Genomic DNA, 17,498 nt, shown 5'->3' with positions numbered 1-17,498 from the left:
CTGTTGCTCCGTTAAAGTAAAACGCCCGTCATTTTCTGCACCAGGTCCTTATACGTTTCGGCGACCACGCGCTCGTCGAATTCCTCCGCGACTTTCTTCCGGCCGCGTTCAGCCATGGCCCGCCGCTCAGCGCCGCTCATGTCGAGCATGCGCGCCAGCGTGGCCGCGAGGCTTTCTGCATTGCGCACCTCGCACAGCAAGCCGTTGACGCCGTCCGCTACCACCTCGCGGCAGCCCGGCACGTCGGTCGTGACGATCGGCCGGCCCATTGCCGAGGCTTCCATCAGCGTGCGCGGCACGCCTTCGCGATACGACGGCAACACCACGCAATCCGCTTCGGCGATGAAAGGCCGCACGTCATGCGCCTCCCCAAGATACTCGATGATGCCTTCCTGCTCCCACGCCGCCACTTCTTCGCGCGTAATCGCACTGGGATTGTCGACACCCACCGGGCCGAGCAACTGGAACCGCGCATGCGGATAACGTTCGCGCAAACGCCGCGCGGCTTCGACATATTCGCCCACGCCCTTGTCCCACAGCAGCCGCCCGATCAGCACGAAGCGGTAATCGTCCCGCTCGGGCAACGGGGTGAAGGCGAACTGGTCGAGGTCCACGCCTTCGCCATGCAGCAACCTCGCGCGCTCAGGATGCACCAACAAATTCTGTTCGACAAACGCGGCCTGATCGTCGCGATTCAAAAACCATATTTCGCGCGGGAAACGGAAGGCGAAACGATACAGTTTTTTGGCCACCTGAGCGGCGCGGCTCTGCTGGATGAACACGTAGCCCAATCCGGTTGTGACCGCAACCGATTGCACGCCCGCCAGCTTGGCGGCGATCGATCCATAGATATTCGGCTTGATCGTGTAATGGAATACCACGTGCGGGCGGATCGTCCGGTATTGCCGGTAGAGCGCATACAGCGTGCGCAGGTCGTCGCGCGGATTGGTGCCTTTGGAGGCGACCGGCAATTCGATGCAGCGGCAGCCCATCGCGGCGAGCAGTTCGAACGTGCGGTCGCGCGGCGCAAGCACCGTCACGTCGACGCCGCGTCCGACCAGCATGCGGATCAGCCCTTGCCGGTAGGTATAGATTGCCCAGGCGGTGTTACAGACGAGTGTAATGCGCAACGCGGGCGTCGACTTCAGGGCAGGCTTCATGCGGGAACGAACTCGGCGGTGAATGGGGTGGTGAATGATTTAGCGGCTCGCGCGCGTCGTGAGCAGGCTGCGCTTGATCCGTTGCAGCGCGCGGTAAGGCGTCACCAGATGCAGCAGATTTTTGGCGAGGCCTAACCAGTCGTACGGATTGACGACGTTGAAGTAGCGCAGTTGCAGCCGCAGCGTCGAGCTCACCTGGCGGCGCCGTTTAGTGGCGCTGATGCCGCCTTCGTTCAGTTCGTAGTAGAGCCCGAGCTCCGGCAGGTTCGCGCAGTCGTAGCGTTGCATCAGCCGCACGAACAGATCGAGATCCTCGGCGGAGCGGTACTCGGCGCGGTAGTTGCCGACCGCGCGCACGGCGTCGATGCGCAGCATCATCGAAGGATGCGCGAGGCATGAGCGAAAAAAGCGCAAGCGGCGGATCGCATCCGGTTCGGCGGGCGGCGTCAGCATGAAAAGCGGCTTGCCTTCGCGGGTGACGACCTGCGTCCACATGCCGAGGCCCGCCACGCGCGGATGCAATTCCATGAAGAGGCGTTGTTTGGCGAGCCGCTGCGGCACGCTGCGGTCGCCCGTGTCGATGCGCGCCGCATAGCGGAAGCCGCGCTGCGCAAGGGCGTCGATGCCGGTTTGTAACGCGCGTTCAATACCGCCATTCTGCGCCATGCGCAGCACTTCGATCTTCATGTTGGCGATGGCCGGCGCGACGATTGGCGGCGTGCTGCCGTCGTCGACGATCAGCACGTGCACCGGCGCGCTTTCGCTGAACGACGCGAGCGTGAGGTCGACGTCGGCCTGGCCGTTGTAGGCGGGTATCAGCACCGCGACGTCGTCGAGGGTCATGTGCGCGGTGGCGGGTGAGTTCGTCATGGGCGCAATTTGAAACGGATGTAATAAAGATTAACCGACGCCGCTGTCAGATAGCCGGCCGCGAGGCCCACCAGCGCGCCGTAAGCGCCGAGCCGCGGAATCGCCAGCAGATTGACCACGAATGCGACGGCCAACGCGAGCAGCCACTTGGAGAGCAACACGAACCTGGCCTGATATTTCAGCACGATCAGATTGCCGATCGCCTCGATGCCGGCGGGCACGGAGAGCCACACGGCCCAGCGGAAAATCTCGATCGCGCCTTCGAACTGCGGCCCGAACACGCGGCGGATGATCAGGCCGGCCAGCAGATCCAGGATGATCGCGCCGCCCACCATCAGCGCCGCGGTCATGGCGGTGAGCCGCCACATGTTGCGGCGTAGCTGGGCGGCGTCCTGCACGCGGTAGACGAAGGCGGGCGCGATGGTCTGCGCGAGCATCAGCGCGAGCGTGATCCAGTTTTCGTTCAACTGCTGGGCGGCGGAATAGCGCCCGAGGTCGGCGAACGAAATGGCCCGTTCGAGCATGAGCCGGTCCAGTTTCAGGAACAGGTACATACAGATCAGGCCGAGCCAGAACACGGTGCCCGCGCTCGCGAAATGCCGGAAGAGCGCCCGGTCGAGATGCCAGTCGAGCTTGCCGCCATGCCGGCCGATGTAGTAGATCACCAGCACGGCGCCAATCGCCGCTGATTCGAGCGCCCACAGCCAGCCGAAACGCGCGGGCGTGGCCGCCGCGCGCACGAGCAGATAGACCAGGGCGGCTTTCAGCACCGCGGTGCTCATGCTGGTCAGCAACTGCGGCTTGCTGTAGGTCATGCTTTGCAGCCACGCGTTGATCACGCCGACGAACGGCTCGCGAAACAGCATGGTCACGGCGAGGCCGGCGAGCATGGCGCCGACCAGCGGCTCGAAGAAGTGCAGGGCGATGCCGAGCCATGTGAGCAGCAGGGCCGCGACCGACACCGAAATGCGCAGCGCGAAGGCGCTGCCGAGCACGGTGCCGAGTTGCGCCGGCGGCCGGTTGACGATGGTGGGCACGAGGATCTCCGCGCCGCATACCCAGGTGATGGGCGAGAGCACCAGCAGCAGCGTGTTGGCGTATTGCCATTTGCCGAAGACGTCCGGCCCGAAGTAGCGCGCCAGCATGCCGCTGATCGCGATCGCCACGCCGATCTGCGTGAGCCGCTCCAGCCCGAGCCACACGATATTCGTGAAGGCGCGCGTGACGTCCGGATTGGCGAAGCGCTTGAGCGTCAGCATCCGGTGGATGCCCGGCGGTCCGCTCGTGCCGCTTGTGCCGACGGCGCCGATAGCACGCGCGACCCGAACGCCCCGAGCGGCGCAGTGCGCACGTTTGCCCACCCAGCCGAGTGTATCGGCAACTTTACAATTGGAGGGCGTCTAAGCATTAGAATGGCGTTATAAGGCTGGTCCGAAAAGCGCAATTATAAGTTGGAACCGGATCGCTTCCGGCAAGGGCGCATCGCTGGGTTTTACCGATTCATCATCGGTGCGCCGGTCAAAATTTTCCATTGCACGCAAGTGAGCCAACATGATCTCCAAGTCTATTTTCAAGGCATATGACATTCGCGGTGTAATCGGCAAGACGCTCGACGCCGACGCAGCGCGTTCAATCGGCCGCGCGTTCGGCAGCGAGGTGCGAGCGCAAGGCGGCGACGCCGTGGTGGTCGCACGCGACGGCCGCCTCTCCGGTCCCGAGCTGATCCAGGCACTGTCCGACGGTCTGCGCGCGGCCGGTGTCGACGTGGTCAACGTGGGCATGGTGCCCACCCCGGTCGGCTATTTCGCGGCCAGCGTGCCATTGAAGCTCGAAGGCGGCGAGCGCCGCGTCGATTCGTGCATCGTCGTGACGGGTAGTCATAATCCGCCGGACTACAACGGCTTCAAGATGGTCCTGCGCGGCGCGGCCATTTACGGCGAGCAGATTCTCGCGCTGCATCAGCGCATCGTCGACGAGAACTTCTCTGAAGGCAGCGGCACGTACACCGAGTACGACATTGCCGACGCCTATCTCGATCGCATCGCGAGCGACATCAAGCTCGCGCGCCCCATCAAGATCGTGGTCGACACCGGCAACGGCGTGGCCGGCGGCCTCGCCCCCAAGCTGTTCAAAAAGCTCGGCTGTGAACTGGTCGAACTGTTCACCGAGATCGACGGCAACTTTCCGAACCATCACCCGGACCCGGCTCATCCGGAAAACCTGCAGGACGTGATCCGCGCGTTGAAGGAAACGGACGCCGAAATCGGCTTCGCTTTCGACGGCGACGGCGACCGCCTGGGCGTAGTCACCAAAGACGGCCAGATCATCTATCCGGACCGCCAGCTCATGCTGTTCGCGGAAGAAGTGCTGTCGCGCAACAAGGGCGCGCAGATCATTTACGACGTGAAGTGCACGCGCAATCTCGCCAAGTGGGTGAAGGACAAGGGCGGCGAGCCGCTCATGTGGAAGACCGGCCACTCGCTCGTCAAGGCCAAGCTGCGCGAAACCGGCGCACCGCTCGCCGGCGAAATGAGCGGCCACGTGTTCTTCAAGGACCGCTGGTACGGTTTCGACGACGGCCTGTACACGGGCGCGCGTCTGCTCGAAATCCTCACGCGCGTGGCGGATCCGAGCAAGCTGCTGAACTCGCTGCCGAACTCGAACTCCACGCCTGAACTGCAACTGAAGCTCGAAGAAGGCGAGAACTTCGAACTGATCGCGCGCCTGCAGCAGAACGCAAAGTTCACCGGCGCGGACGACGTCGTGAAGATCGACGGCCTGCGTGTCGAATATCCGGACGGCTTCGGTCTCGCGCGTTCGTCGAACACCACGCCGGTGGTCGTGATGCGTTTCGAAGCCGATAACGACGCGGCGCTCAAGCGCATCCAGGAAGACTTCCGCCGCGTGATCCTCGCGGAGAAGGCTGACGCGAAGCTGCCGTTCTGAACGCTGAAGCGGCGGCGCGGTTCGGTTTGAACCGCGGTCCGCCGTCGAACGCGGCGCGGGTTTCTTTTACCGCGCCGCGTTTTTCATGCGATTCACATGCAACGCGCTAGAATTGCCGTCCCCCTGAGAAAACGCCGGGCCGCCCCAGGTTTTTCTCGTCCCTTGCTCGGGGGCCTGGCGTGAAACGACAGGTTCGGGGCTCTCTCAACGCATCTTCGGGCCGGACAGCCGGTTTTCCCACTCTTGAGCGTGCAAAAGATATTGATCGTGAGGGTGTCGTCGTTGGGCGACGTCGTTCACAACATGCCGGTGATCGCCGACATCCGACGCCGTCATCCCGAGGCTCAGATCGACTGGCTCGTCGAAGAGAGCTTCGTGGGGCTGGTGCAACTCGTGAGCGGCGTGCGCCGGGCGATTCCCGTGTCCCTGCGGCGCTGGCGCAAGCGCATTCTGTCGCTGGACAACTGGCGCGAGATCGGCGCATTCCGCCGCGCGCTCGCCGCCGAAAACTACGATCTCGTGATCGACTGCCAGGGGCTCATCAAGACCGCATGGGTCGCGAGCATGGCGCGCGGGCCGCTGGTCGGCCTCGCGAACCGTACCGACGGCGCGGGCTTCGAATGGCCGGTGCGCTTCTTTTACGACAAGCGCGTGCCGATCGAGCCGCGCACCCACGTGGTGGAACGCACGCGCCAACTGGTGGCCGCGGCGCTGAACGACCCGCCGCCGCAACCCACCGACCACATCGACTTCGGCATCGACACCGGGCGGGCCGCGCTGGCTTTGTCCGAGGCGAATCTGAACCTGCCGGTGCCGTATGTGGTGTTCGTGCACGCCACCTCGCGCGCCGACAAGCAGTGGCCGGACACCGCGTGGATCGAGTTGGGGCAGTCATTGGTGCGGCGCGGCGCGTCGATCGTGCTGCCGTGGGGCAGTGAGGCGGAACGCGTCACCAGCGAGCGGCTCGCCAAGGAATTCGGCGCGGCGGCCATCGTGCCGCCGAAGCTCTCGTTGCCGGCCGTGGTCGGGCTGATCGAAGGCGCGGCCGCGACCGTCGGAGTTGACACAGGTCTGGTTCACATCGCCGCGGCGCTGAAGCGCCCGACCATCGAGTTGTACAATTTCGCCACCGCGTGGCGTACCGGCGGCTACTGGTCGCCGAACGTTGTCAATCTCGGCACGGCCGGACAGCCGCCCACGCTGCAACAGGTGAAGTCGGCACTCGCGGGCTTCGGCCTGCTGTGACACGTCCGGGGCGCTTCGCCTTGCGCTCCAACCGTTTTCAAGGGCGACCATGAACGAAACCCAGATCATCGAAGTAGCGAACGCCGACTGGCAGGGGCGCAACCTGTCCGTGCCGCGCGAGACGCTGCTCGCCGGCGTCGAACGCGGCAAAGTGCTGTATTTCCCGAATCTGCGCTTCCCGATCGAAGGCGGCGAACAGGCGCTGCTCGACCCCGCGCTCGCCGATCCGAATCGCAAGAACATCAGCCTCGAACCGAATGGCGGCGCGTTGCACGGCGTGGCCGGCGACGCCGTCACGCAAACCGCGGTACGCGCGTTGATCGCGCGTTATCAGGCCAACGCGCGCACGCTGGTCGACGGGCTCTTTCCCGAATACAACGGCCGGCTGCGTGTGGCGCCGACCAGCCTGCGGCTGCATCAGGTGGAAACGCGCGAGACCTCGTGGCGCAAAGACGATAGCCGCCTGCACGTGGACGCCTTTCCTTCGCGCCCGAACTACGGCGAGCGCATTCTGCGCGTATTCACCAACGTCAATCCGCATGGCGCGCCGCGCGTGTGGCGTGTCGGCGAACCGTTCGAGGACATGGCCAAACGCTTCCTGCCGCGCATCAAGCCGCAAATGCCGGGCTCGGCCTGGCTGCTGAACCTGCTGCACGTGACCAAATCGCCGCGCAGCGAATACGATCATCTGATGCTGCATCTGCACGACGGCATGAAGGCCGACCTCGACTACCAGAAGTCGAGTCCGCAGGAGACCATACCGTTTCCGCCCGGCAGTGTCTGGGTGTGTTTCTCGGATCAGACCTCGCACGCGGTGATGTCCGGCCAGTTCATGCTGGAGCAGACCTTTTTCCTGCCGGTCAAGGCGATGGTGCAGCCCGAATGCGCGCCGCTCGGGATTCTCGAACGCCTCAAGGGCAGGGCGCTGGTTTGAGCGCCGCAGGCCGTTTTGCGGTTTCGTTCGGCGCGTCGGCTTCTCCGTTCAGGCACGCGGAGTGCCGATGCTGAGGACCGTCTATCACGCGCTCTGGTGGATCATCGCGCCGCTGGCCGTCCTGCGCCTCATGATCCGCTCGCGCAAAGAGCGCGGCTATCGCGAGCATATCGGCGAGCGTTTCGGATACTCGCGCGGCCGGCTGCCCGAAGACAACGCGCCGCTGATCTGGGTGCACGCGGTGTCGGTGGGGGAGACGCGCGCCGCGCAACCGCTGATCGAAGCGTTGATGAAGGCGCGTCCCGACGCACGCATTCTGTTGACCCACATGACGCCGAGCGGGCGCGCCACCGGCGAGCAGATTTTCGGCGACCGTGTTTTGCGCAGCTATCTGCCGTACGACATGCCGCATGCGGTGCGGCGGTTTTTGCGGGCATGGCGGCCATCGCTCGGTCTGGTGATGGAAACCGAAGTGTGGCCGACGCTGATCGACGAATGCCATCGCGCGGACGTGCCGCTGGTGCTGACCAATGCGCGGATGTCGGCGCGCTCGTATAAGCGTGCGGCGAAGTTCGGCAGTGCGACCAAAGACGTGTTCGGCGGCTTTGCGCGCGTGCTGGCGCAGAGTCCGTCGGATGCCGAGCGGCTGACCGCGCTCGGCGCGCGCAACGCGGCGGTGCTCGGCAATCTGAAATTCGACATGACCACGCCGCCGGAACTGGCCGCGCGCGGGCATGCGTGGCGCGCGGCGATCGGTACGCGTCCGGTATGGGTCGCGGCCAGCACGCGCGAGGGCGAAGAGGAACTGGTGCTGCAGGCGTTCGCGGCGCTCGGCATCGACGACGCGCTGCTGATTCTGGTGCCGCGTCACCCGCAACGTTTCAACGAAGTCGCGGGGCTGGTCGAGAAAGCCGGGCTGCGGCTCGAGCGGCGTTCGGCCTGGGCGCCGGACGCGAAGGTGGCGTCGGCGGCGGCGACCGCGAGTGGCGGTTTGCCGGCTTTGCCTGGGGGCGTGAACGTGCTGCTGGGCGATTCAATGGGCGAGTTGGGCGCTTACTATGCGGCTTCGGATCTGGCGTTCATCGGCGGCAGTTTGCTGCCGTTGGGCGGGCAGAATCTGATCGAAGCGTGCGCGGTCGGTGTGCCGGTGCTGATCGGACCGCACGTGTTCAACTTCACGCAGGCCACCGCGGATGCCGTGGCGGCGGGCGCCGCGGTTCAGGTGCAGGATCCGGCCGATCTGGCGCAGGCATTGCGCGAATTGTTCGGCGACAAGGCCAGAAGGCTGGCCATGAGCGGCGCGGCTTCGGCGTTCGCCGCGCGTCACCGCGGCGCGACCGCGCGAACCGTGGATGTGTTGATGGCGTTGTTGCCGGAGGTGGAGTGAGGGCGGGGTGCAAAAGGCGTCATTGCACCCGGGCCTCAAACCTTCAATAACCCCTTCTTCTCGATAAACTTCACCACCACGTCCAACCCGTCGAGCGCCTTCAGATTGCACATCACGAAGGGCCGCTCGCCGCGCATCTTCTTCGCGTCCGACGCCATCACGTCGAGATTCGCACCGACCATTGGAGCCAGGTCCGTCTTGTTGATCACCAGCAGATCGGACTTCGTAATGCCGGGGCCGCCCTTGCGCGGAATCTTCTCGCCACCCGCCACGTCGATCACGTAGATCGTCAGGTCCGACAGTTCCGGACTGAATGTCGCCGCGAGGTTGTCGCCGCCCGATTCGATGAACACGATATCCGCGTCCGGAAAACGCGTGAGCATACGGTCGACGGCTTCGAGGTTGATCGACGCGTCCTCGCGGATCGCCGTGTGCGGACAGCCGCCCGTTTCGACGCCCATGATCCGTTCGGCCGGCAACGCGCCCGCCACCGTCAGCAGCCGCTGGTCTTCTTTCGTATAGATGTCGTTGGTAATGGCGACGAGGTCGTACTGTTCGCGCATCGCCTTGCACAGCATTTCGAGCAGCGTGGTCTTGCCCGAACCGACCGGGCCGCCGACGCCCACGCGCAGCGGCGGCAGCTTTTTCGTGCGGACGGTCGAGTGGGCGGGATGATGAGGTGCGTTCATGATGGATCGTGTTATGAGCGAAAGAGCCGCGAATACTGCGACTCGTGGCGCGCCGACAGAATGCCGAGTTGCGGCGCGAAGGTGTTGATGTTTTCCGGCGATGTAGCGAGAGCCCGCGTTACCGCGGCGTCGATCGGCTCGCGCAGCGCGACGATGATGCGTTGACCGGCGAGTTGTCCCAGCGGCACGGCCTTGAGCGCGGCGGCCGCCTGGTTTTCCACCCAGCTGAAGGCGTAGGCGGCGAGGGTGGCGTCGACGGCTGCGGCGTGGGCGTAGGCGGCGAACGCAAACGCGGTGGGTTGAGCGAGCGGCGTTATCGAGGCGAGCGTTGCGCGCCGGTCGGCATCGCCCCATTCGAGCGATACGCACAATTGCCGCAACGACCAGCCCATCTGCTCGGTTTCGCGGCGCAATTCCGCGGATTCACGGCTTGCCAGGAATTCGCTGTTGGCAACGCGCAAGCCCTCCGCCTCATGCGTGCGCCAGCGTTCCATCTGATGCGCGAGGAATGGCAGTTCGCCGTGCGCGAGCACGTCGGTCAAGCCGCTGGCAATCCACTCGCGGGCGGAATCGGCATCGGTGATCAGTTGCGCTTCGATCGCGGCTTCGAGACCCTGCGAGTAGCTGAATGCGCCGATCGGCAGCGCCGGCGACGCAAGGTGCAGCAGCGCCGTCAGTTCAGCGATGCGCATGATGGTGGTGATGCCCGTGGCCGCACGATTCGTCGTGGACGTGATCGCCGTGGTCGTGGTCATGCCCGTGCGAATGCTCCTGCGCCGCGTGACTATGTCCATGCTCATGCTCATGGTCATGCGAATGCCCATGATGCTCGCCGAACACCTGCTGCGCTAACGCATAGTCTTCGGCGAAGGTTTCGTCGTGACCGTGCTTATGCCCGCCGCCATACGCGCCCGATTCCGGTTGAAACGGCATCGAGACCTGATCGACCGTCGCGCCGATGCGCTTGAGCATATCGGCCAGCACCGGATCGAATTCGAGCTTCAGATAATCGGCGCCGACTTCCACCGGCGTGTGGCGATTGCCGAGGTGATAGGCGGCGCGAGTCAACGTCAACGCATCTTTCGCGCGCACGTAGAGCACCGCTTCCGGCGCGGCGACCACCCGCACGAGTCCGCCGTCGTCCGCAACCAGCACGTCGCCGTCGCGCAGCACGGTGCCGCGCGGCAATAGCAGCGCGACGTCTTCGCCGCTGTCGAGCGTGGCCGCGAGCCGGCTCTTGCGCCGGTCGTCGAACGCCAGCGTCAAGGTCGGTGCGCGCTTTACCAGCACGGGCGCGAGCTTCAGATGCGGTGCAATCAGTTTGTCGATGGTGCGCATGGTCAGAACAGGAAGTAGCGTTGCGCCATCGGCAGCACGGTGGCCGGTTCGCAGGTCAGCAACTGACCGTCGGCAATTACCTGATAGGTTTCCGGATCGACGCTGATCGCCGGACGCCACGCGTTGTGGATCATGTCTGCCTTCGAGATGTTGCGGCAGTTCCTGACCGCCACGATACGCTTGTTCAGGCCGTAGCGTTCGGCGACGCCCGCATCGGCGGCCATCTGCGAGACGAAGGTGAGCGACGTGCGGCCCAATGCGCCGCCGCGTGTCGCGAACATCTCGCGATAGTGCACCGGCTGCGGTGTGGGGATCGATGCGTTGGGGTCGCCCATCTGCGCCATCGCGATCATGCCGCCCTTCAGGATCAGCGACGGTTTGATGCCGAAGAACGCCGGCTCCCAGAACACCAGATCGGCCCACTTGCCCGGCTCGATCGAACCGACCTCATGCGCGATACCGTGCGTGATCGCCGGATTGATCGTGTACTTGGCGACATAGCGCTTCGCACGGAAGTTGTCGTGCCGCGCGTTGTCTTCGGGCAGCGCGCCGCGTTGTACCTTCATCTTGTGCGCGGTCTGCCACGTGCGGATGATCACTTCGCCCACACGTCCCATCGCCTGCGAATCCGACGACAGCATCGATAGCGCGCCGAGGTCGTGCAGGATGTCTTCGGCGGCGATGGTTTCGCGGCGAATGCGCGATTCGGCGAACGCAATGTCTTCCGCAATCGACGGATCCAGGTGGTGGCACACCATCAGCATGTCGAGATGTTCTTCGAGCGTGTTGACGGTGTACGGGCGCGTCGGATTGGTCGACGAGGGCAGCACGTTCGCCTCGCCGCACACCTTGATGATGTCCGGTGCGTGGCCGCCGCCCGCGCCTTCCGTGTGATACGTGTGGATCGTGCGGCCCTTGAACGCGGCCACGGTCGTTTCGACGAAACCCGCTTCGTTGAGCGTGTCCGTGTGGATCGCGACCTGGGTGTCGGTATCGTCGGCAACGGAAAGGCAGTTGTCGATCGCGGCCGGTGTCGTGCCCCAGTCCTCATGCAGCTTGAGGCCGATCGCGCCTGCGGCGATCTGCTCCAGCGCCGGTTGCGGCTGGCTCACGTTGCCTTTGCCGAGAAAGCCGAGATTCATCGGATAGCCGTCGGCCGCTTGCAGCATGCGTTCGAGATGCCACGGACCGGGCGTGCAGGTGGTCGCGTTCGTGCCCGTGGCAGGACCGGTGCCACCGCCGAGCATCGTGGTCACGCCGCTCGCAAGCGCTTCTTCGATCTGCTGTGGGCTGATGAAGTGAATGTGCGTATCGATGCCGCCCGCCGTGACGATCAGGCCTTCGCCCGCGATCACTTCGGTGGAGGCGCCGATCGCGATCGTCACGTTCGGCTGGATGTCGGGATTGCCCGCTTTGCCGATTGCGGCGATACGGCCGTTCTTGATGCCGATATCGGCCTTGACGATGCCCCAGTGATCGAGGATCACGGCATTCGTCACGACGGTATCGACCACGTCGGCATGCACGCGTTGCGACTGACCCATACCGTCGCGAATCACTTTGCCGCCGCCGAATTTCACTTCTTCGCCGTAGGTGGTGAAGTCGCGCTCGACTTCGATCAGCAATTCGGTGTCGGCGAGGCGCACGCGGTCGCCGGTGGTGGGGCCGAACATTTCCGCGTATGCGCGGCGGCCAATGCGTAAGGTCATGGTGTGGATCCGGAAATGAACAGGGCGATCTGGGCGCGTGCGGAGACGGAGAGGCGCCTCACAGTTTGCCCATCACCTTGCCGTTGAAGCCGTAGACGACGCGCTCGCCCGCCAGTGCGACCAGCTCGACGGTGCGTTCCTGACCGGGCTCGAAGCGCACGGCGGTGCCCGCCGCGATGTTCAGCCGGAAGCCGCGCGCGGCGGCGCGATCGAACGCGAGGGCGTCGTTCACTTCGTAGAAGTGGTAGTGCGAGCCAATCTGCACCGGCCGGTCGCCGGTGTTCGACACGACCACCGTCACGGTGGCGCGGCCTGCGTTGAGCTCGTGTTCGCCGTCGTCGATGAGGAGTTCGCCGGGAATCATCTGGGCCTGCCTTATGGTGATTTCTGCGATTTCTGTGATCAGGGAATCGGATGGTGAACCGTAACGAGCTTGGTGCCGTCGGGGAAGGTGGCTTCGACCTGGATATCGGGAATCATCTCCGGCACGCCTTCCATGACGTCGTCGCGGGTGAGCAGCGTGGTGCCGTAGTGCATCACCTCGGCGACGGTCTTGCCGTCGCGGGCCGCTTCCATCAGCGCGGCGGTGATGAAGGCGATCGCTTCCGGGTAGTTCAGTTTGAGGCCGCGCGCGCGGCGCCGTTCGGCAAGCAGCGCGGCGGTGAAGATCAGCAGCTTGTCCTTCTCGCGAGGTGTCAGCTTCATCGAATGTGTGCGTAGGGTTGCGACGGTCGTTGCGGCGGTCCCGTGCGGGACCGGCTGCGACAATGATAGGCGCTGCGCGTCATGGCCGCGATCGCGTGCTACGCACGGGATGAGTCCATGACGAGTGCAATGCCGGATAAGCCAGTCACGGTATCAACTTCGCCTAACGGCACGCTTACAGATCAGCCGGTAGCGGCGCGCCGAACCACTTCTTCGACATGGTATTGAGCGTGCCGTCCTGCTTCGCTTGCGCGATGGCGGCGTTCACTTTCTGCTGCAGACGCGGCTCGTTCTTGTTCATGCCGACGAAGCACGGCGAATTCTTGATGACGAACTTCGGTTCTGGCCGGCGCGGGGGATTCTTCGCGAGGATCGCGGCCGCGACGATATTGCCCGCGGCGATCAACTGCACCTGGCCCGACAGAAACGCCGCGATGGTCGCGTTGTTGTCCTCGAAGCGCTTGATGGTCGCGTTCGGCGCCATTTGCGTGAGACCGATTTCCTCGAGTGCGCCGCGGGTTGCGCCGACCGTCTTGCCGGTCAGGTCGGCGGGGCCGCTGACCTTGATATCGGCGGGACCGAACACGCCCTGATAGTACGGCGCATAAGCGGTCGAAAAATCGATCACCTTCTCGCGATCCGGGGTCTTGCCGAGCGACGAGATCACCAGATCGACCTTGCCCGTTTGCAGATACGGAATACGGTTGGCGCTATTGACCGGCACGAGTTCGAGCTTCACATTCATCGACTTCGCGAGCAGCGCGGCGGTATCGATGTCGTAGCCTTGCGGCTTCATGTCCGCGCCGACCGAACCGAACGGCGGATAGTCTTCCGGCACGGCGACTTTCAGCACACCGGCCTTGGCAATGTTATCGAGTGTGTCCGCGTGAGCGACGGGCGTGGTGATGGCGAGGACGGGCGAGAGCAGCAGTGCGGCGAGCCAGGCGCGACGCGCGGGGCGAAGAGTGGATCGTGTCATGTTTGTTCTGTGAGCGGAGGTGGCGCAGAGCCGGTCGGCTGCCGTCAGGGTGCGGCAGCATCGTGTGAAATGGCGACGCAAGGTGTGTGCCATGACGGTGCAGCATGGGCCTGCCGGGCGTTGGAACATGGGGCGCACGCAATTGAAGCGGCGCGATGCGCCATCTTGGTGCGCGCTTCGTCTTACGACGGTGAAAGCCGCTACTGCGTATGCCTGACACCGGCCGGGCCCTCCTCAGTGATCAACGTCATGCACGCGATTTGACGGTCTTGCCGGGAGTCCGAGCCGCGAGATCCGAAACCTTTGTGTCTTCGCAGCGCACTGCCGTCGGTTCCTCGAAGCCTGCCCACGCGGCGATTCCCGCGCGCTTTGTGATCAGATGGGTCGCTATCGGTACTGTCAAACCGGCCGCAATACCGAGCACAACGTGGACGACTGGCCGACTGATACCGAACGCCAGCAACGCGTTCCAGGTCGCGGCGATTGCCAGCACATGCAGCAGGTAGACGGGCTTCCACAACGAGCAAAGCGAGACGATCCAGCGCGAGCTTCGCCATGTTGCCAGGCACGTCCCAATCGAAATGGCCGCTGCGATACCCAGAAAACTGAGGGGCAACGAGTAGATGTTCAGATAGTCGCCAAAAGGCTGCGCTATTGTCGCGGCGGCTGTAAAAGCGATTCCAGTGGCCAACGCGACGCGAAAGCCAGGAGCCGCGCGCTCACTCTGCCTGTCCCATCGGGAGGCGAACAGCATGCCGGACAGAAAGAAGACAAGGCCCCAGCACGTCATCGTGACGACGCCCCAATGACTGCGCGTCGCGACTATGGCGCCAGCAACCACCAGCGCGGAAATCACGCAGCGATTTGCTACGGTCAACGCACTTGCGGACGTTGTGGGCCGTGGCCACACTGCGATGCACGAAATGATCTGGCAGATGAAAAGCGCGTAGAGAAACCAGAATTGTCCAACGGGTGCCCATGCCAGACGAGTCAATTCGATCTGTTGGAGGGAATAGCCTCTATATTCGGCCACGACCCACTGCACCCCTATCTGCAATATCGACCAAAGCAGATATGGATAGAGAACGGTCAGGGCGGCCGATTTCAGCAAGTGGGTGCGTGAGCGCTGCAAACACGCCACCGTACTCAGGCCAAACAGGAAGAAGAGTGTGGGATATCCAAGCGTGCTGGCGGCGTACAGAAGAATCTTCATGAGACGGGCCACATGCCCGTCTTGCAGAAAACCGGCATCTACGACTCGGCGAATGGCCTCCGCGCAAACGATCGCCATGATGGAAATCGCCTGATCGCCTCTAATGCGCTCTTCTTTCACCATTGCCTCGTTCCGGTTCCTGTTTCCATGCGATGTGGCCGGCTCTTCACGAAGTGCTAAAGCTGCACGTCGAAAATCACGCACCAGTTGTCGAGACGCATCGATTCGCGTCCATCGTTAAACCGGATCGCATCGCCTTGCGAATCCCGGAGATTGCCACGCGGACCATAACGGCTGCCCGCAACGCCAACACCATTGAATGCATATTCGACATGCGTACCGGCAGGGATAGGCGATTGGGCGGTAATTCTCACCTCGTCGGGGCCGGTGATCGATACCGACTGTATGGGCAGCAAGTTGCCGGATGGCAGACGCAGTGAAAAACCATAGTCCGAGTTGCCCGCAACCTGCGTTGTATCCCATCTGAGAGGCGGGGCGGGGACATTGAAGCGCAGCGTGGCCGTTGCGCCCGCGCGCTGCCAGGCCAGCGGTTCGAGAGGCTTCCACGTCTCCTGGTCGATCAGAATCCTCTTCAGCACGAGTCCGTAGTAGGCGCCCATCCATTCGGTGCTGCGATTGCCGGTATGCCCACCGTCCACGTAGCGAAAGAGATACATTGGCACCGCCAGATGAATGTGCGGATCTTCGTGGCTCGCCTGTAGGAGCGCAAGCGCGATATGCGGATACCGCTGATCAAAATGGCGATTCGTGGCCACTTGATACGTGATCATCTCGACGTCCTGCTTCTGTCCCGTGAGCGCCTTTGCGTCCCGATCGACGTCGGCCCGCAGCGTTTTCAGCCTGGTGATATAAGCCGGAATGGGTGTATTGACGGAATCATCGGCTTCCCCTTGAGTCCATGTAATTGCGCCCACGCCATACGTTTTGCCCTGGGCGTCCGCGAGCCGTTTTCCCTGAGCGATGTCGCGCAGCAGCCGTGTGTAATAGCGGCCGGGCTGCGACAACGTCGCGATATCCATAGAGCCTTCTCCCGGTGCCGATCCGACGAACTGATAGGGGAGCTTCGTATGGTTTTGCAGGTTTTCCTGCTCGATCAACTGCATGGCCATATTCAGCGTCCCGCTGGTTGGCGTCTCGGCCTTGTCACCCCATTGAGTCTCGATTAGCGGTACGAACTGTCTGTACGCCACGTCGACGCCATCGCTTTGCCCACCGTCCTGAGCCCGCACGCCGCCGTTGAAGCGCAACGACGAATAACGCTGATGGGTAGACAAAACGGGTTTGTTAAAAAACCCCTGGCTAAGCGATTGACCATAGGTAATGACGTGCGTGATCTCCCAGGGTGCGGCACCGTGAGGAATCCATGCCGAATAGGCCGGCTCGACGCGCCCATCGCTGGAACCTGCCTGCGTTGAGTCGAAGATAGTCGTCGTAGACTGCGTGCTTGCCGCTAATACTTTCCGCACTGCCCAGCCGCCGGCTGAAGAAGCGAGAATGAAACGGATCTGGCGCCCAGGTCGCCCATTGGCATTTTGCACGACCGCGCTCGCCTGGTTGCCGTCGATTTGCATGCTGTAGGTTTCCGGCAGCGCCGTCAGACGGTCACAGGCAGTTGCTGTCGACACATGCAGAAGCTGCTGAACCAGACCTTTCACGTCAGAGAGTGCGAGAGCCCCGGCGCTGCACGTTGTGCGGCGATATCGCCACAGCGGATCAAACTGATCTCTCCAGGTGTCAATTGCGTTTTCGACACCGCGATCTTCTGAGGAAAAAGTAATGCGATCATTATGCTGCGAACACGCGCAGCAAACGCTTATTAGCAGGACAAGGTATACGAAACGCATTGAGTGATCCTTAGCGTTCATCTGCGCTGGACGATTGTAAGGGGAATTGCCGCCTGCCTTATGTGCGACCTCGCACGCAGGAGTTGGGATAGACGGCGCTGACGAAGAGCGGATTATCGAATACGGCCGCGAATACAAAGACCGCAACGGCGCGCGCAGCGCCGCCGGAAGAATGACTGCCTTGTCACTGGGGCTGAATGTGCGAGAACACGGATTCCAGATGTGCCACTACCGTGGCTGTGCGGGGCCCCGCTTAAGAATTAGCGGTGTGAGCCGCTTTCTTTGCTTACTTTCTTTGCGGCCGCAAAGAAAGTGAGTGCCGCCCCGCACAGCAATGCTCTCAACTTAAGCCCCACTCCCTCAAGCAAGTTTGTACGTAAGATGGAAGTGAGGCTTGGCTTTTCTGGGTGGTCTTGGATACGAGCGTGAGGGCTGTATCCGGCATCGGGTCCGGTGGA

At 63.3% G+C, this 17,498-nt stretch carries 17 protein-coding genes; 4 read left to right on the top strand and 13 right to left on the bottom strand.

Annotated elements, in window-relative coordinates; translation table 11 throughout:
- Positions 1-11: 11 nt before the first annotated feature.
- The 3 genes from NE850_RS36040 to NE850_RS36030 are packed head-to-tail and all read right to left on the bottom strand — an operon-like array spanning position 12 to position 3,289.
- Complete coding sequence (locus NE850_RS36040) at positions 12-1,160, bottom strand: glycosyltransferase family 4 protein (RefSeq protein ID WP_310700129.1); 1,149 nt, start codon at positions 1,158-1,160, stop codon at positions 12-14.
- Positions 1,161-1,199: 39 nt separating this feature from the next.
- Complete coding sequence (locus NE850_RS36035) at positions 1,200-2,030, bottom strand: glycosyltransferase (protein WP_310700128.1); 831 nt, start codon at positions 2,028-2,030, stop codon at positions 1,200-1,202.
- Positions 2,027-3,289, bottom strand: a complete 1,263-nt coding sequence (locus NE850_RS36030) for an oligosaccharide flippase family protein (protein ID WP_310700127.1) — start codon at positions 3,287-3,289, stop codon at positions 2,027-2,029. Before NE850_RS36030 ends, NE850_RS36035 begins: the two co-directional genes overlap by 4 nt.
- A 292-nt stretch (positions 3,290-3,581) precedes the next feature.
- Between NE850_RS36030 and NE850_RS36025 the strand changes: the two genes are divergently transcribed.
- The 4 genes from NE850_RS36025 (at position 3,582) to waaA (ending at position 8,542) form a co-directional block, all read left to right on the top strand.
- On the top strand, positions 3,582-4,976 hold the full coding sequence (locus tag NE850_RS36025) for a phosphomannomutase/phosphoglucomutase (protein ID WP_165184830.1): 1,395 nt from the start codon (positions 3,582-3,584) through the stop codon (positions 4,974-4,976).
- A gap of 243 nt (positions 4,977-5,219) precedes the next feature.
- Positions 5,220-6,221: a lipopolysaccharide heptosyltransferase I gene (gene waaC, locus NE850_RS36020; protein WP_310700126.1), complete on the top strand. Its 1,002-nt coding sequence runs from the start codon at positions 5,220-5,222 to the stop codon at positions 6,219-6,221.
- 49 nt (positions 6,222-6,270) lie between these two features.
- Positions 6,271-7,155 (top strand): Kdo hydroxylase family protein, encoded by an 885-nt coding sequence (locus tag NE850_RS36015; protein WP_310700125.1) that lies wholly within the window; start codon positions 6,271-6,273, stop codon positions 7,153-7,155.
- Positions 7,156-7,222: 67 nt separating this feature from the next.
- Positions 7,223-8,542: a lipid IV(A) 3-deoxy-D-manno-octulosonic acid transferase gene (gene waaA / locus NE850_RS36010; RefSeq protein WP_310700124.1), complete on the top strand. Its 1,320-nt coding sequence runs from the start codon at positions 7,223-7,225 to the stop codon at positions 8,540-8,542.
- A 35-nt stretch (positions 8,543-8,577) separates the two neighbouring features.
- Here waaA and ureG read toward each other — a convergent pair whose 3' ends face one another.
- The 10 genes from ureG to NE850_RS35960 form a co-directional block, all read right to left on the bottom strand.
- Complete coding sequence (gene ureG, locus NE850_RS36005) at positions 8,578-9,231, bottom strand: urease accessory protein UreG (RefSeq protein ID WP_165184842.1); 654 nt, start codon at positions 9,229-9,231, stop codon at positions 8,578-8,580.
- Positions 9,232-9,242: 11 nt separating this feature from the next.
- Positions 9,243-9,923, bottom strand: a complete 681-nt coding sequence (locus tag NE850_RS36000; RefSeq protein WP_310700155.1) for an urease accessory UreF family protein — start codon at positions 9,921-9,923, stop codon at positions 9,243-9,245.
- Complete coding sequence (gene ureE / locus NE850_RS35995; protein WP_165184845.1) at positions 9,910-10,569, bottom strand: urease accessory protein UreE; 660 nt, start codon at positions 10,567-10,569, stop codon at positions 9,910-9,912. The genes NE850_RS36000 and ureE overlap by 14 nt, the downstream gene beginning before the upstream one ends.
- A 2-nt stretch (positions 10,570-10,571) precedes the next feature.
- Entirely contained in the window at positions 10,572-12,278 is a 1,707-nt protein-coding gene (ureC, locus tag NE850_RS35990) for an urease subunit alpha (protein ID WP_165184848.1), read from the bottom strand.
- Positions 12,279-12,336: 58 nt separating this feature from the next.
- Positions 12,337-12,642 carry an urease subunit beta gene (locus NE850_RS35985; RefSeq protein WP_165184851.1) on the bottom strand — a complete coding sequence of 102 codons (306 nt, stop codon included), beginning with the start codon at positions 12,640-12,642 and terminating at the stop codon, positions 12,337-12,339.
- 38 nt (positions 12,643-12,680) lie between these two features.
- Positions 12,681-12,983: an urease subunit gamma gene (ureA, locus tag NE850_RS35980; RefSeq protein ID WP_011487082.1), complete on the bottom strand. Its 303-nt coding sequence runs from the start codon at positions 12,981-12,983 to the stop codon at positions 12,681-12,683.
- 175 nt (positions 12,984-13,158) lie between these two features.
- Positions 13,159-13,962: a transporter substrate-binding domain-containing protein gene (locus NE850_RS35975; RefSeq protein WP_310700123.1), complete on the bottom strand. Its 804-nt coding sequence runs from the start codon at positions 13,960-13,962 to the stop codon at positions 13,159-13,161.
- A 247-nt stretch (positions 13,963-14,209) separates the two neighbouring features.
- Positions 14,210-15,298 carry an acyltransferase gene (locus NE850_RS35970; protein WP_310700122.1) on the bottom strand — a complete coding sequence of 363 codons (1,089 nt, stop codon included), beginning with the start codon at positions 15,296-15,298 and terminating at the stop codon, positions 14,210-14,212.
- Positions 15,299-15,351: 53 nt separating this feature from the next.
- A complete protein-coding gene (locus NE850_RS35965; RefSeq protein WP_310700121.1) occupies positions 15,352-17,040 on the bottom strand; it encodes a hypothetical protein in 1,689 nt (562 codons plus the stop codon).
- 260 nt (positions 17,041-17,300) lie between these two features.
- Positions 17,301-17,498: hypothetical protein (locus NE850_RS35960; RefSeq protein ID WP_310700120.1), on the bottom strand; the 198-nt coding region annotated here is incomplete at its 5' end.

The sequence above is a fragment of the Paraburkholderia sp. USG1 genome, assembly GCF_031570135.1.
Classification (GTDB): Bacteria; Pseudomonadota; Gammaproteobacteria; order Burkholderiales; family Burkholderiaceae; genus Paraburkholderia; species Paraburkholderia dioscoreae.
The sequence above is the reverse complement of the archived record's forward strand: the minus strand, read 5'-3'. Positions and strand labels throughout refer to the sequence as shown.

What these genes read in the sequence shown, in the direction of transcription:
- NE850_RS36040 (WP_310700129.1), bottom strand. Translation starts at nt 1,160, where the DNA reads ATGAAGCCTGCCCTGAAGTCGACGCCCGCGTTGCGCATTACACTCGTC.
- NE850_RS36035 (WP_310700128.1), bottom strand. Translation starts at nt 2,030, where the DNA reads ATGACGAACTCACCCGCCACCGCGCACATGACCCTCGACGACGTCGCG.
- NE850_RS36030 (WP_310700127.1), bottom strand. Translation starts at nt 3,289, where the DNA reads ATGCTGACGCTCAAGCGCTTCGCCAATCCGGACGTCACGCGCGCCTTC.
- NE850_RS36025 (WP_165184830.1), top strand. Translation starts at nt 3,582, where the DNA reads ATGATCTCCAAGTCTATTTTCAAGGCATATGACATTCGCGGTGTAATC.
- NE850_RS36015 (WP_310700125.1), top strand. Translation starts at nt 6,271, where the DNA reads ATGAACGAAACCCAGATCATCGAAGTAGCGAACGCCGACTGGCAGGGG.
- waaA (WP_310700124.1), top strand. Translation starts at nt 7,223, where the DNA reads ATGCTGAGGACCGTCTATCACGCGCTCTGGTGGATCATCGCGCCGCTG.
- ureG (WP_165184842.1), bottom strand. Translation starts at nt 9,231, where the DNA reads ATGAACGCACCTCATCATCCCGCCCACTCGACCGTCCGCACGAAAAAG.
- NE850_RS36000 (WP_310700155.1), bottom strand. Translation starts at nt 9,923, where the DNA reads ATGCGCATCGCTGAACTGACGGCGCTGCTGCACCTTGCGTCGCCGGCG.
- ureE (WP_165184845.1), bottom strand. Translation starts at nt 10,569, where the DNA reads ATGCGCACCATCGACAAACTGATTGCACCGCATCTGAAGCTCGCGCCC.
- ureC (WP_165184848.1), bottom strand. Translation starts at nt 12,278, where the DNA reads ATGACCTTACGCATTGGCCGCCGCGCATACGCGGAAATGTTCGGCCCC.
- NE850_RS35985 (WP_165184851.1), bottom strand. Translation starts at nt 12,642, where the DNA reads ATGATTCCCGGCGAACTCCTCATCGACGACGGCGAACACGAGCTCAAC.
- ureA (WP_011487082.1), bottom strand. Translation starts at nt 12,983, where the DNA reads ATGAAGCTGACACCTCGCGAGAAGGACAAGCTGCTGATCTTCACCGCC.
- NE850_RS35975 (WP_310700123.1), bottom strand. Translation starts at nt 13,962, where the DNA reads ATGACACGATCCACTCTTCGCCCCGCGCGTCGCGCCTGGCTCGCCGCA.
- NE850_RS35970 (WP_310700122.1), bottom strand. Translation starts at nt 15,298, where the DNA reads ATGGTGAAAGAAGAGCGCATTAGAGGCGATCAGGCGATTTCCATCATG.
- NE850_RS35965 (WP_310700121.1), bottom strand. Translation starts at nt 17,040, where the DNA reads ATGCGTTTCGTATACCTTGTCCTGCTAATAAGCGTTTGCTGCGCGTGT.